Origin of the sequence: Ehrlichia canis str. Jake (assembly GCF_000012565.1) — a bacterium.
Lineage (GTDB): Bacteria > Pseudomonadota > Alphaproteobacteria > Rickettsiales > Anaplasmataceae > Ehrlichia > Ehrlichia canis.
The window spans coordinates 919,108-934,421 of sequence record NC_007354.1 but is presented as its reverse complement, the minus strand read 5'-3'; the positions used below and the strand labels follow the sequence as shown (position 1 = coordinate 934,421).

Below are 15,314 nucleotides of genomic sequence, written 5' to 3'. Positions count from 1 at the left end.
TTAAATGTTTGAACTTCATATAAAAAATTGTTTATTTAGTTAGTAAGATTATTTTTTTTGATATGTTAAAATGGCGTAAAGTAAATATAGGAGGTTTATGCAAAATAGTGATATTTTATCAAATGTAGAATTGGTGTCTGCAAGACTGTTACATGATTTAGCTGGTTCTGTAGGTGCAATAGTAAATTACATAGAATGTTTAAGTGATGATGAAGGTTTGTGTGAAGATATGATGTCTTTGCTTTCTGATGCAGCTAATGATGTTATGAATAAATTTAAATTATTGAAACAAGCTTATAGTATTTCTGATGATAATGGTGACTTTGGTGTTACCAAGCATAATATAAAAAATTATCTCAAAAGAAAGAAAATTTTGCTTGAATGGGATGTAGATGTACAACTTTTTGATGTTGAATTAGTTGAAAAAGTAAATAAGTTACTTACTAATATGGTTATGATATTGATGTATTTTATGATTAATGGAAGTAAAGTAAAAGTTACATTGTCTAAGTCAAGTGATGGTGGTTTGTTATTGGAAATAGTAGCTTGTGCACAGAAAATAGAAGTACATGACAGTATTAAAAGTATTCTTGACAGAGATATATCCAATAGAGAATTAAATACAAAGAACATCCAGGTAAATTTTCTTATGATGCTTTTGGACAATTATCATGCAAAAATGACATATGAAGTACAGGAAACAATATTTAAATTTTTTGTATGCATTTAATTTAAAAAGTTGATAATTTTAGTTAAAATATATCTTTGGAATTGTTTAATTATACGCTTGTCAGCAAACTCAATTGTAAAGAAATAACTAAATATAATGTTATTAAGTAGAGATTTTGTTATTAAATGTTAGTGCTTTTGATTGTTCCTCCACCTGCTTCTTGTTGAGCAATGAATAACATATTGTTTAAGTTGGTTAAAATTTGTGTTGTATCAGTTTCATTGTACATTTGAGCATAACCAATAGATGCTTTTACATGTAAATTTTGAAGGTTATTGTTAATATTTTTATGTATTCTTGATATTGCTGTGTGTGCATATTCAGATTTACATCCTAATAAGAGGCAAATAATTTTATGATCTCCTATATAGCCAACTATGTCACTCTCTCTGACATTTTTATGTAGTAAATTTATGGTGTACTGTGTTAAGGTATCTATATTGGAGCTATTATGTGGTGGGTCTATTTGTATTATACCTATGACAGCATGTATGTTATATTTATGAAGAAAGTCTAGTACAATTTTTATTTCTTTATTAGTAGATGCTTCGTCCATTATATTGAAAAATGGATGCATGTTATGTTTTGTATTAGGTAGTACAGATTGTCTAAATATGTCAAGTTTTTGTGACATACTAGCATCTCGTACTAGGATTTCATAATTTATTATATCTTGATTATAAGCTGTAGTTCTAAAAACTTTTGGTTTTATTGGTATTACTTTATTATTCTTTCCGATAAGAGAACAATTGATTGTTTTGGATAAAATGTCAAATAAATCAGTTCCATCACTTGAATATTCTAAGTAATTGTTTATATTTTCTGTAACATTTTTATGTAGTATAGTTGATAATGGTTTGTTAGTTAGTTCTGCTGCTTTGTATTCTAAAAGTGTCTCTGCTGATTCATTTAGATTAGAAATCATCAAATTTTGTAGGGTGTTGTTTTGTTGTACTGATATTACAGAGTCATCAGCCCTTCTTGCAACTACAAATTGATTCATGTTTCTCTCATTTTACACATTAACACTGCATTTAAATATGTTTATTATGTGATTTGTATAAAAATTTTATTTTATGATTTTATTCATTAATGGTAGTTAATGAATTATTCATAAGGTAATTTAATTACATGTGAATTTCAAAATGTTTTACATGTAATGAACATTATTTTACTCTATTACAGTAAAAAATGTATTATTGATTTTGTTTAAAAGTATTACAGAGCGTGTTATGCTGATTGTGTGTTTTTTAATTTGTACTATGTTTGAATATACAATGTAGTAATACATTGACCTAAGCAATTAGAGTTGTAGCTAATTTGTTCGTATGTCACTATAGTGTGGTGTATAATAAACTCAATCTATTAATCATATCTAAAACTGTGTGATATTTATTATAGCTCAAGCATTGTGTTACAATATATAGGCTTTTAACTTTCTTCTTTGATTTGAGAGTTCCATAAACTTTCAAGTTGATAATATTCTCTGACTTCTGGTTTAAAAATATGCACTAATATATTACAGCAGTTTAATACTACCCAATTCCCATCTTTTAATCCTTCAATAGAGAATTTTTTATATGGTTTGATTTCTTTTTTAATTTTTTCAGCTAATGATTTGACGTGATAACTTGATTCACCTGAAGCAATGATTAAATATTCTGCTAAATTGCTTTTATCACTTATATTCATTGTAACAATGTTGCTAGCTTTGTGTTTATCAAGTATACATGTTATAAGGTTTTTGAGTTCTTCTGTAGAGTTAGTTTCAGATTTACTGGGACTCATTTTGCCTCGGTTTTAGTATAATAGGTTCTAATTGTATTACATATTGTATGTAATATAAACAGTTAAAAATAATTAAAATAAGTGTATTTATGTAAAATTTATATATATTATTAACGTTGCTTGTAATATAGTTGATCATTAATTTTCTTGGAAGTTTATCAATAAATATGTGTAATATGATTAAATGAATATGTGTATTGGTTGATTTTATGAATATTAAAAACTTAATATTATTTCTAATTGTTTTGTTGCATAGCAATATATCATTTTGTCAGAATGACTATATGATATTTAGAGATAGTGAAGTTGAATCTGTAATAAAAAAAATAGCATTTCCAATATTTACTGCAGCTAAAATTAATCCTGAGACTGTTAGAGTATTTATTGTTAATGATAAGATGGTAAATGCTTATGTTGATGGTAATAATAATGATGTATTTTTGAATTATGGGTTGTTTAAATTTTCGGAGGATCCGAGTGTACTGATTGGAGTGTTGGCTCATGAAGTTGGTCATATATCTCAGAAGCATGTATTATTCCGTAAAAATAAGATACACAATTCAATGATTTTATCTGGGATAGGATATGTTTTAGGTATTATTACTGCGATTACAGTAAATCCTGATATGGGACAGGCAATAGCTCTTGCCACTAATGATATTAGTAAAAGAATGTTTTTCCTTTATAGTCGTTTGCAGGAAGCATCTGCTGATCAATGTGCGTTGCGATATTTAGATGAAGCTGGATATAGTAATGATGGATTGGTTAAAATGTTTAAGTATTTCTATTCATTAGAAGCACAGTATAGAGGAAACATTGATCAATATTTATTATCTCATCCTCTTAGTTATGATAGATTATTGCAAATACAAAATTACCGTAATCACAATGAAGTTCATGGTTTTTCTGATGAAGATATGTATAAGTTTAAGCGTGTGGTAGAAAAAATTAATGCATTTTTTAATCCAGTAGAACGCTTAGTTAATGATAAAAGTGATATAAATCAATTATCTCCATATGCACAATCTATTATTTTTTATAAGCAATCTGATGTTTCAAAAGCTTTGGAAAAACTTGATAGTCTAATATCAAAATCCCCAGAAGATCCTTATCTTTATGAATTAAAAGCACAAATGTTATATAAAGTAGGCGACATTAAAAAATCTGTAGAGAATTATAAATTAGCTCTTAAATTTTCTTTTGATAATGTTTTAATAAAACTTGAAACGTCACAAGCGTTGTTGTTGTATGATCAGAAAGAAGCAGTGAATTATTTAGAACAGGTTACATATCAAGAGCCAGATAATATTTTTGCTTGGAAGCAATTAGCTATTGCTTATGGTAAAACTGGAAATTTGGGAATGTCATATTTTTCATTAGCAAGTAAGTCTTTTTTTGAAAATAATAAGAAAGATTTTGATAAATATTTTAGGTTGGCAAAAAAGTATTTGCCAAAAGATAGTGTTCAGTTAGAACGTATGTATGATTTAAAAACGAGTTTATTGAGTAATGTATAGATAGTTAAGTTGATAACAATAGTTATGTGTATTTTAATGAAAATGTTTTAATTTATTACTTAATGTTAAGGTGTGGTAACCTTTTATGAAAATACAAAATACTATATTTATTTTATTAACACTACAAGCCGCTTGTAGTCCTATTTATGATAATAAAGTTACATATAAAGATCCAGAAAGTGAATCTGGAAAAGCTTGTGTAGTGAAATGTGCTTATATAAGAAATGATTGCTATAGACAATGTCAAGTTAATGCAACTAACTGTCAGTTAACTGAGAAAATGATCAATGTTCAAGAGCGTGCTAAGCCATTTATTAGTATAGTAAATAATAATGAAAGTAAAGATAAAGGAAATGATACTGAGAAAAACTCATGTGAAAGTGAGAATTTAAAATGCAAGAAATCTTGTTCTAATAGTACTGCTTGTGAAACTAGATGTGACATGTCTATGGATATGTGTAATACTCAGCGAAATTTGAATAAGCCTGAAAATTTTGATAGATTTTTTTCAAATATGAGTAGAAAAAGTGCTAAAATAATAGAACCACAATCTATTAGTTTATGTAAGGTTGATGAATGTGATAGGTTATGTAGAAGTGATTACAATTTATGTTTTTCTAGTTGTGGGGGACAGATAATAACCTATAAGCAATGTGTAGCATTTTGTGGTAAAAAGTGAAGTTGTACCTGCTATTTTATTCATATGTAGGATAATATAGTGTGGTAATACTGTAGTGATATTTCTAATGCTTTATAAGTATTTAGTAAGTATTATGTATCAAGATAAATTTATGTAGTAGTAACTGAATTTGTTAAAATGTTTATATAATACAAAATAGATTCTATATTAGGTGGATTGTTTTATATAAATATGATTTATATAGACTTTATGATGCTGCTAATACTTCAATAAGTTAAATATCAAATGTTATAAATTTGTATTGTGTGTTTTTGTTATGAAGGTAAATTAGGTGAGTGTTGTTGAGTGTAACATTATACAGTAACTGAATTTATAGTTCTTCTAGTAATTTAGAGAATTTTTTGAATATTAAAACTATGTAATTTAAATGGGTTGGAATCTACAGCGAACATTTTTTGACTATGTGAAATATTTGGCTTAGTACTATTCAAACCTTATAGTATGATGACAATCTACTTTTAAATGAACTGTACGTACTACTATTCAAATAAATTTGCATTCTGCTTTATTAAATTGATATCTTTTAGTTTTAATAACATATCTTGTATTGAGGTTTTTGATGTTGGGTGAGGGAGTCTTGCATAAATATCGCATAGTGGTACTAGCACAAAATCTCTACAATGCATTTGCTTGTGAGGAATGGATAAATTATCTAAATCCAATACTGTATTCTCCCATAATATAATATCAATGTCTATAGGCCTAGGTGCCCAACGTTCATGACTAATTCTACCAAGCTTTTTTTCAATAGATTTAACTTGTTCTAACATAGAGTGTGGTGACAAATTTGTGTATCCTGATACTACCATATTCAAAAATGGAGTATCCCAATGGTCAGCTGCATTTTCTGGCAATAGAGCTGGTGTTTTATAAAGATAAGAATAATTCATATTGTATAGAGGTAACATACTAACTGCTGATTTAATGTATCCTAACATGTTACCGCAATTACTTCCTAGTGCTAATATAACAATATCATTACTCAATGGACCACACATCTTATATCATTCGCTTAAAACAATAAAGTATATAATTTTAAACTTAATTTCAAGTTTTTTGTGAATGTGCCAGTAATACAGAGTTACTATATATATTCTACATTGTTTCGAGTAAGTAGTGAATTTTACTTTATAAAGTTTAGTATAGGATAACATCTCTTTTTAAAATAGTTTGTTTAATATGTTATGTTACCTTGGGATATGTGAAATGTTGTTAGATATTGATCGTAAATTTTATGTCATTAGATCATATAATGCATCTTATATGATAAAGCTTAATGTGACAAAACATCTTTTTTTTAAGGATGATTTGTTTTGGTTTGTTATGTAAGTTGAAGACATTTTGAGAATTGTTTAATATTGATTATATGGTTTGAAGATATATATCTAAATATATAATGCATTTTACTTACAAATTTATATAAGATGTCTAATTTGTTACAACGGTTTTAAGTGAGTATACAATTATATTGTGAGTTTATATTGTTTAAATATAGTACTATACTAAATGTGTAATATATTTTGTTCTATAAATTTTATACAATGAGCTACTTCGAAAATGGTTTGTTTTTTTTGATATGCTATGTAATCTGGAGGTATATAGTACTATTTAGTATTGATCATGAGTTTTGTGATATATAGTTGCTGAGTATGTAATGCATTTTATTATAATTTAATGTGATAAAACATCTTTTGTTACAAATAATTTATCTGTTATCTAAATTGAAGGTATGTAGCACTTTTTATTATTAATCATAGATCTCTATGTTGTTAGAATGTGTAGCACTTATCAAACTTACAGGTGATGGAGAGATGTATCAGCTATAGTATCACTATTTTATATAATTTCAGCAGCAGTAAAAAAATGTAAAGTATATAAGTTAGTTGTAACAGTGTTACATAGAGAAAAGACATTTGTAATTGGTAAAAAACATTAAAAATGTGTAGCACTTATCAAACTTACAGGTGATGGAGAGATGTATCAGCTATAGTATCACTATTTTTATATAATTTCAGCAGCAGTAAAAAAGTGTAGATAAGTTAGTTGTAACAGTGTTACATAGAGAAAAGACATTTGTAATTGGTAAAAAACATTAAAAATGTGTAGCACTTATCAAATTTACAGGTGATGGAGAGATGTATCAGCTATAGTATCACTATTTTATATAATTTCAGCAGCAGTAAAAAAGTGTAAAGTAGATAAGTTAGTTGTAACAGTGTTACATAGAGAAAAGACACTTGGAATTGATAAAAAACATTAGTAAAGTGTGCGTATAAAGCTTATAGATGGTGAAGGCTGTGATATCACTATAAAAGGGATGCATATTTTGGTATAGAAGGAGCATCAGGCGTTATACTTATAGCTGCAGCGTTGTTATATGTAAAAACTGGTTATAATGTATTTTGTTTTATAAAGTTTATGCAACAATGTACTACTTTTGAAAAAAGTTTATTTTTTTAATGTAGTATGTAAGTTTAGGCAAATACTATGTTTAATTGATAATAAATTGTATATTTTTTGTTTATATGATTTGATATATATTCCATATCATTACTGATATATAGTGCATTTTGTTTTAGAAAAGTTAATGTCTAAAGTATCTCTCATTTTAGAACAGCTGTAGATATTTGTGCCTCAACCAAAGGCTGTAATTTATAAATTTAAACTTAAGATTGGTGTGGGATTATAGTTCATGTTTTTTTGATTCTTATGTGTATAGGTTTTATACTGAAATGTTTTTATAAGTGATGGTAAAGTAGGTTTTGCTTTATAACGCATTTATTTTAGCAATAATAATGGCATACAGTAATAAGATTAAATACAATATCTGTGTTATATGTTTTTTTACGGTGCTGTAGCTTCTGTTTTGTACTTGCTTAATACAGTTGATGTGTAGAGTTGAATTTCAACTTACAATTATAATACTGTTGCTTTACTTTTGTATATAGATTTTAAAGTCTTCTAATTGTTCAATCCCAATTATGTTGCATATGATTGTATCTTCATGTTGCTAAATTTTTTATAACTATATTCAAGCATGTTTAAATCAATGGAGCACATATTATCTATAATAAGAGTATTTATAGATGTGACTTTACCTATGTTTGCATGTGGAATGTTTTTGAATATTGTTTCAAACTCTTGTTTTTTGTTTTCGTTTACTGTTACTAAGATCCTACTTTGTGATTCTGAGAACAAGATAACTTTTTCTTGTAAATGATTGTTCTCAATGTTACATATTGGTATTGATGATAAACTAATTTCAGCTCCAAGTTGTCCTCCAATGAGTGATTTAACTAAGCTAATTATTATACCTCCTAGATTAATAGCAATGGCTGATGCTATAAGGTTTGCACTAATTGCTTTGTTATAAGATGTATATAATTTTTTAGCATGTTCAGCGTGTACTTGTGGTACATTATTATTTTCTATACCAGTGTATTTTTGATATTCTGAACCTCCAAGCTCATTGTAGGTAATACCTAAAATATATATTAAATCTCCAGGGCTTTTTACATCAAGTGTCACAGCGTTTTCTACATTTTCTATAATTCCAATTGTAGAAATTAAAAGTGAAGGTGGTGCAGAAATAGTAATTTCTTCTCCTTTTTTATTGTATCCTTTAAAATCATTGAACATACTATCTTTACCAGAGATAAAAGGTGTTTTAAATGCTACAGCATAGTCATAACATGCTTTTGCTGCATTTTTTAATTGCCATAATCTTTGTGGATTTGTTGAATCACACCAACAGAAATTATCTAATAATGCTAAATGATTGAAATTTCCTCCTACTGCAACGTAGTTACGTATAGCAGTATCTATTGCACACGCTGCCATATGATATGTGCTTATTTCTCCATAGCTTGATCCTAACCCCTGTGATTTTACTATTCCTCTGTTTGATGATAATATTGGTCTAATAACTGTTGCATCTCCATTTACCCTGCCTTTGCCTTGAAGAGGTTTTATTACTGATGTTCCTTGTACTTCATGATCATATTGTAAAGATATAAATTCTTTACTGCATATGTTCATTCTCTGTATGATCTCATTTAATTCAACTGCTAATGGTTTATTAAACTTTTTATTAGGTATTGATTCTATAGTTTGTGTATATGAATTAGTTTGTAAATGGATTTTTGGAACACCATTATGCAAGAAATCTACATCCATATCCATGATCACAGAGCCTTTATATAATACTACAGCTTTATTAGTGTTGTTGAATTCTCCTATTATACTGATTTCTACGTCATGCTTTTTCATTACTTTTTCAAACATTGTAAATTTATTAGGAGGGACGGCAAACGTCATTCTTTCTTGAGATTCTGAGACCCAAATTTCCCAAGGTAACATATTATCATGTTTGAGTAATACTTTATCTAGCTCTACTCTAAAACCATTGTTACCCATTTCTCCTACAGAAGAAGATAATCCACCTGCACCATTATCAGTTATTGCGTTGTATAGATCTAAATCTCTTGCTTCTTTAATTATTGCATCAGATAATTTTTTTTGAGTTATAGGGTCTCCTATCTGTACTACTGTACTGCTACTATTATGTTCAGTTAATGCGTTTGATGAAAAAGTAGCACCATGTATTCCATCTCTTCCTGTTCTACCTCCTGCGATAACTATGAAATCTCCATTATTTGGCTTTTTTAGATGTGATAGTGCATTGTTAATTGTGCGTGGCATAATACCTGTACATCCTACAAAGACAAGTGGTTTGCTACGGAATCTATCATCAAAATATGCGGATCCTAAACTTGTTGGTATTCCAGAACAATTTCCTCCAGAATTTACACCTTTTATTACTCCATCCATTATTACATCGGATGGTAGTACTTTTACTGTGCATGATTTATCTCTGTATAATTCTTCCTCTGATTCAGAAAAGCAAAAATAATAAGCATTTAATATAGGTTTTGCTCCTTTACCAAATCCAATAATATCTCTATTTACTCCTAATATTCCGGTAATTGCTCCTCCGAATGGATCAAGTGCTGAAGGACTGTTATGTGTTTCTACTTTGTCTGCTATGATAAAGTTATCATCAAATATTATTGCTCCAGCATTATCAGAGAATGTAGAGACGCATATTTCTGAGTTTATTTCTTGTGTTGCGCGTTTTATGTAGTGTTTATATAGTCCATCTGTGATTTCATCTATAGGAGATGAGAAAATGTTATGCTTACAGTGTTCTGACCAGGTTTGTGCTAGTGTTTCAAGTTCAATATCGTTAGGGTTTCGTTGAATTTTTTTAAAGTATGCCTGAATAGCTTTCATTGCTTCCAATGATAGGTTTAAAGGACCTCTGTTATTAATTCCATGTTTGCTAATTTGTATTAGTTTGTGGTCTTGAATATTTAGATCTACGGAAGTTACATATGTATTTTGTGCTTTCTGTTGTGGAAAAAGATGTTCGTGTTTTATGTATGGAATTAAAAATATGCTGTTAGAAGGGTTTGAATAGATTTTATTTAGGTCTAATATTTGTTTATTTCCAAAGAATTGTACTTGGAATAGTTCTCCTTTTGCAATAGATAGTTTGCAGTATTCTATTAATGAATTAAATAATTTAGATACTTCATCTTCTTGTGGTATTGGTTCTTGCCCAAATATTACTTGAGAAGTAAATACACTAACTTCTGAGTTATTTCCTAATGCTTCATTTATTATGCACTTAGTAGTATTGCCAACATTATCTGTGACTCTAGGTAAAAAGCCTTTCTCTAGTGACCAAGTAGCTTTGAAAGTATTGAGTAGATTGTAATTAGTATTGTGAGTTATTTCTTTGTAATTCAATTCTCTGATGTCATATATAAATGCAAAGAATTTTTGTGTTATTGGATTGGTCAACAGTGAGCCTATTTTATTAATAGTTTCTGTATTTAGATGATGTTTAATGTCTATCGTATAAACTGTAGCATTAGTTCTCATATAGTGTTCTGGGAGTACTTTATCTATTACTCCGATTCTTATAATCATGAATAGTTTTTAGTTAAGTGATATCTTTACACTGTATAATAATTAATAATAATTTCAAATACATTATTAGTATTTTCTATTGGTAATTGGTGTATGTTACTGTTAGATAAGTGATACATATTATAGTTTATTTTGATACAATGTTGTTGTGTCTTTTTATTTAACGTGTTAAATGATGTTTTAAAGAATCTGAAATTGTCAATACTTCTAGTTTATAAAAAACTTGAGGTTGGCTGTATTGTATTAATTATATATTAAGTAAGTTATGCATTTTTATGATAAATTCATGATAGTTATGTTATACATATCTCTTTAAATAACATATTTTTGTAGGATAGTATAATATAAAAATAAAAGATTCTTTTGTAATTAATATTAAATTTGTAAAATTATAAGCCTTGTTAAGAAGTGTCGGGTTAATTGTGATTTAACATAATTTTGTTAATGCATAAATAACAGAGTCTTTATTATAACAATTATAATTTAATATAAGTTTTTTTCTTTGATATGAGCATTTAGCTATAAATATGAGTTTATGCTTAGCTAAATTGTACTGTTTACTTTAATATTATGTAGTTTTTAAAAGTAAACATAATAGTGAGATAGGTTGGTGTTTTTTAATCTTGTGTTTATATTTTTTTATAGGACAAAGTTTATTTATTCCGAGTAACTTGTACTGTAGTACTTATGTTGTTTGTTTAATATACGTCGTGTTTGTATTATCAGTGTATTTTTAGCATATAAATTGTCTTATAAAGTGGATATGGTGTTTATAATATTTTATTTTATACTGATAGGTTCATTCTAGTTGATTTGGTAATTGTTTATAGTATTTAGTATATATTATTTGTTTTATCTAGATTATTGATAAGTAGAACTTTGGTTTTTATGCTTACCATTTTATACTTCATGATCAGCTTAAATTTGTATAATAGACTAGAGTGTTTAATGGCTGCTGTATTTTAACATACAATTTGTTTTGTAAAGTGGTATTATAGATGCTTTATATTTTGTGAAAGTACAATATCAATGTGCCAGGTAAAAATAAGCCGGATTCTGTTTATGTAGTTATTCATCTGGGATAGGTATCACTACCTAACTCGCGCGACTCACCTTGGTAATTGTAAGGGAAAATACATTACCTCATTTTAGTCTTGCTCCTGGTGGTGGTTGCCTAGCTACTATATGTTGCCATAAGTACGGTGTGCTCTTACCACGCCTTTTCACCCTTACCTTGTTAACAAGGCGGTTATTTTCTGTAGCCCTTTACCTGAAGTTACCCCCGACAGGGATTACCTGTCACCATTTTCCCTTGGAGTCCGGACTTTCCTCTGTATGTTAGTACAGCAACTACTCTTTTACCTGACAAGTTATTATAATGTCTAATTGTATTAAGTAAACCTGTAATTTTATGACTTGGAAAAAATCAAGTTTTTAGATTTGAATAGAAGTTGCTTTTTGTTATTGTAGAAAGTGCTGAAAGCTAATAACTTTTGTATGGTATAGGGAATTTATGTGCTATTTAAATATAATTCTATAGAGTGAAGTATTGTTGTTTAAAGAATGTGAGTTATCTTTTGAGTAATAACTTTGATTGTTTATTACTGCTATTATTTACGTTGTTATTAAGGTTTATTCATCATTTTCTTGTAGTGTGTATTTCTTGAATATAGTTGCAACTGTGAGAATAATGGTAGTTTTCTGTTCTTATTCTGAGCTTAAATAGTATGTTTGTAATTATTGTAATTTGTATTGTGAGTTATTCATAACTTTTGAAATTTAATGCTGTATTATATTGAGTTAATTTTGTAAGTTATAGAATATAAGTTTTTTATTACTGAGTATTGTCAATGTTTTTTATATACTTGATACACTCACAAAGTATGTAATGATATTTTGTTAGTTTTGTAAAAGTTATCAATTCTTTTTTTGTAATAGTATCATTGTTTTAGCATTGCGCATTAGTTAAGCACTAAAGTTTATGATGCTAAATAAATTGCATTATGCTAATAGTTAACTTTGTAATTTAAATATTTTTTTATGCTTGTACTAAGCTGATGGATTTTTGGTATTGTTATAATTAAAACTGAAGTTTGTTAATTACTTCTATTGAAAAATATAGAATAACTGTTGTGATAGATTGTGTAGTCATTGATTTTATACATTAGAAAAACAAGTTCCTTTGTTTTTGTATGAGTTTTGATAATAGGTTTCTATCATATTGTGAGCAACACTGTATGTTATCAATTGATTTACTGAAAAGATACAATGTATCTGTTTTAAATCAATAGTCATATCAAGTTGATTTATAAGTTAAAAAAGCTTTTATTTGTTCTACAAGCTTTGATAATAAATTTCTATCATATTACAATCAGCACTGTATGTATGTTGATTAATTTTCTAAAAAAGTATATGTTTTTGAATCAAAGTGACATCAAGTTAATTCATATAAGTTGAAGGAGCAGGTTCTTTAGTTTTTTATAACAAGTTTTGACAATAGATTTCTGGTATTACAATTGGAATTATGTGAATTACTTTCTTTTAAATTATGTAGTAGATACTGAAACTGTAATTACCTCTTGATTTTATGAATTAAAAAAAACAGGTTCTTTTGTTTTTGCTCCAAGTTTTGATAATAAATTCCTATCATCATTGCAATCAGCATTGGGTGTTGTTAATAGTTTTTCTCCATAGAATATTGAATTTGCTCCTGCAAATAAACATAGTGCTTGCATTTCTTCTGACATACTCATTCGACCTGCAGCAAGACGTATGTATGACTTTGGCATTAAAATACGTGCTACAGCTATTGTTTTTATGAAATCTATATTGTCTATTTTGGCATTATTTTCAAAAGGTGTACCTTTTATTGGGACTAGTCTATTAATTGGTACAGAAAGTGGGTGTTCCTTTAGATTAGCTAGTGTTAATAACATTTTTGCTCTATCTTCTACGCTTTCACCAAGTCCTAAAATACCACCAGAACATATATTAATTCCTGCTTCATGTATGTTATTCAAGCTTGTTAGTCTATCATCGTAGCTACGTGTAGTAGTTACATTGGGATAAAAATCACGTGATGTATCAATATTGTGATTATAAAAATCTAGACCAGCATTTTTTAGTTTTTTTGCTTGTTCTAAAGTTACCATACCTAGTGAAGCACAACTTTCTAGATTTTCACTTTTTATTAAGTCGATAATATCACAAATGTATTCAAGATCCCTGTCTCTTACTTGGCGCCATGCTGCTGCAAAGCAAAATCTATCTGCTCCATTCTTTTTTGCTGTTTGTATTGCTTTTTTTATGGATTCGATGTCAAGTAAAGATTCTTTTTTTAGGTCTGTTTTATAATGTGCACTTTGTGAGCAATACTTACAATTTTCTGGGCAACCACCAGTTTTAATATTGAGTAATGAGGAGATTTGTACTTCGTTATTGCTGAAAAACTGTCTATGCAACAAATGAGACTGTAGTATTAAATCATTAAATGCAGTATGGAATAGCTCTAATATTTCATCTAATTGCCAGTCATTTCTAGTAGGAGTGAATGTACTCATTTTTGTAACTGTTTTTCTATTTTTTCCTGTTTTGATGCTATATCCTTTACAGTATTATTTAAATCTGCAAACTCCTCTTGAGTCACAAAACCATTATTCCTTAAGTACTTAGATAGACACTTCTTAACTACTTTGTTAGTAACACCAAGTGTTCCTATCGCTACTCCAAAAAATGACACACTGATTTTTGAGATATCATGTAGAAAAAACCTCATAAACTACCTGTTTGCAAATAAGTGAAACTATGAATACTTTACTCTCATTAGGTGAGAGAATGCTATGCAATTTTAGTAAAACAGTCAACTAATTTTTTAAATATTCTAATTATGTATTGTACTAATTTTGGTAGTTTTTGTATTTTAATATATTTTCCCTCCTATTACTCCTATTATGTGTGTTACTTCATTGTTTTTTCCAAGAGGTAATAAGCATTGTCTTATTTTTATGTAATTTCCATCTGCACTTTCAGTTTCTGATTCATCCATAATTGGCTCTTGATTTTCTATAACTGATTCTAAATGGTCAAAGAGATTTTCTATTATTTGTGGAAAAAAGAGTGTCATGTTTTGTGCTTCAGCATAAACTTTAATGTCTGACTTATATAACTCTATTGCTTTTTCTCCAATATAGTTACAGTTGTACTTTTGATCTTCTGTGTCATTTTTTACTTCAATAATGAAGCAATGAGGCCAAATTTCTCTAATTTCTTCTTTTTCTATTTCTTCTATCTGTGGAAACATTCTGTTATCCCGTAATTGATTCCAATAGGAAAATAATATTTTTATTGCCCGTTTTTCTGATACATATTCTGACATCTATGACCTTGATCTTATAAACATAAGAAATTTACAGTAAATGTCTTTATTTTTTCTTACTTATTCTAATTTCTGTTTAATGTTAATATTTGTGTATTAGCTCTAGTCTAATATGTATTTTTTAAGTAATTTTTATTTTAAAATCAAATTGTATATTAGCCTCTTCTATAGGTTGGTTGATAGTTTAAAATTATTTAATTAAGTTTTTAT

10 protein-coding genes and 1 other RNA gene are annotated in these 15,314 nt (G+C 27.9%); 3 read left to right on the top strand and 8 right to left on the bottom strand.

What is annotated here, in order from left to right; translation table 11 throughout:
• Positions 1-97 precede the first annotated feature (97 nt).
• Positions 98-730, top strand: coding sequence for a histidine phosphotransferase family protein (locus ECAJ_RS03405; protein WP_011304773.1), 633 nt, complete (start codon positions 98-100; stop codon positions 728-730).
• Between the two features lie 121 nt (positions 731-851).
• Here ECAJ_RS03405 and ECAJ_RS03400 read toward each other — a convergent pair whose 3' ends face one another.
• A complete protein-coding gene (locus tag ECAJ_RS03400) occupies positions 852-1,733 on the bottom strand; it encodes a diguanylate cyclase domain-containing protein (protein ID WP_011304772.1) in 882 nt (293 codons plus the stop codon).
• Between the two features lie 428 nt (positions 1,734-2,161).
• A complete protein-coding gene (gene rsfS / locus ECAJ_RS03395; protein WP_011304771.1) occupies positions 2,162-2,518 on the bottom strand; it encodes a ribosome silencing factor in 357 nt (118 codons plus the stop codon).
• Positions 2,519-2,802: 284 nt separating this feature from the next.
• Between rsfS and ECAJ_RS03390 the strand changes: the two genes are divergently transcribed.
• Both ECAJ_RS03390 and ECAJ_RS03385 read left to right on the top strand, forming a co-directional pair.
• A complete protein-coding gene (locus ECAJ_RS03390) occupies positions 2,803-4,035 on the top strand; it encodes a M48 family metalloprotease (RefSeq protein WP_231243014.1) in 1,233 nt (410 codons plus the stop codon).
• Positions 4,036-4,120: 85 nt separating this feature from the next.
• Positions 4,121-4,714 carry a hypothetical protein gene (locus ECAJ_RS03385; protein WP_011304769.1) on the top strand — a complete coding sequence of 198 codons (594 nt, stop codon included), beginning with the start codon at positions 4,121-4,123 and terminating at the stop codon, positions 4,712-4,714.
• 500 nt (positions 4,715-5,214) lie between these two features.
• Here the strand turns inward: ECAJ_RS03385 and folK are convergent, their stop codons facing one another.
• From folK to ECAJ_RS03360, 6 genes are all read right to left on the bottom strand, one after another.
• Complete coding sequence (gene folK / locus ECAJ_RS03380; protein ID WP_011304768.1) at positions 5,215-5,733, bottom strand: 2-amino-4-hydroxy-6-hydroxymethyldihydropteridine diphosphokinase; 519 nt, start codon at positions 5,731-5,733, stop codon at positions 5,215-5,217.
• 1,981 nt (positions 5,734-7,714) lie between these two features.
• A complete protein-coding gene (gene purL, locus ECAJ_RS03375) occupies positions 7,715-10,729 on the bottom strand; it encodes a phosphoribosylformylglycinamidine synthase subunit PurL (protein WP_011304767.1) in 3,015 nt (1,004 codons plus the stop codon).
• A 1,030-nt stretch (positions 10,730-11,759) separates the two neighbouring features.
• Positions 11,760-12,095, bottom strand: an RNA gene (gene rnpB, locus ECAJ_RS04895) — RNase P RNA component class A.
• A gap of 1,219 nt (positions 12,096-13,314) precedes the next feature.
• The gene (gene bioB / locus ECAJ_RS03370; protein ID WP_011304766.1) at positions 13,315-14,289 is read right to left on the bottom strand and encodes a biotin synthase BioB; all 975 of its coding nucleotides are present in this window, start codon (positions 14,287-14,289) and stop codon (positions 13,315-13,317) included.
• Complete coding sequence (locus tag ECAJ_RS03365; RefSeq protein ID WP_044262006.1) at positions 14,286-14,504, bottom strand: hypothetical protein; 219 nt, start codon at positions 14,502-14,504, stop codon at positions 14,286-14,288. The genes bioB and ECAJ_RS03365 overlap by 4 nt, the downstream gene beginning before the upstream one ends.
• 144 nt (positions 14,505-14,648) lie before the next feature.
• Positions 14,649-15,104 (bottom strand): PAS domain-containing protein, encoded by a 456-nt coding sequence (locus ECAJ_RS03360; RefSeq protein ID WP_011304765.1) that lies wholly within the window; start codon positions 15,102-15,104, stop codon positions 14,649-14,651.
• Positions 15,105-15,314: the final 210 nt, after the last annotated feature.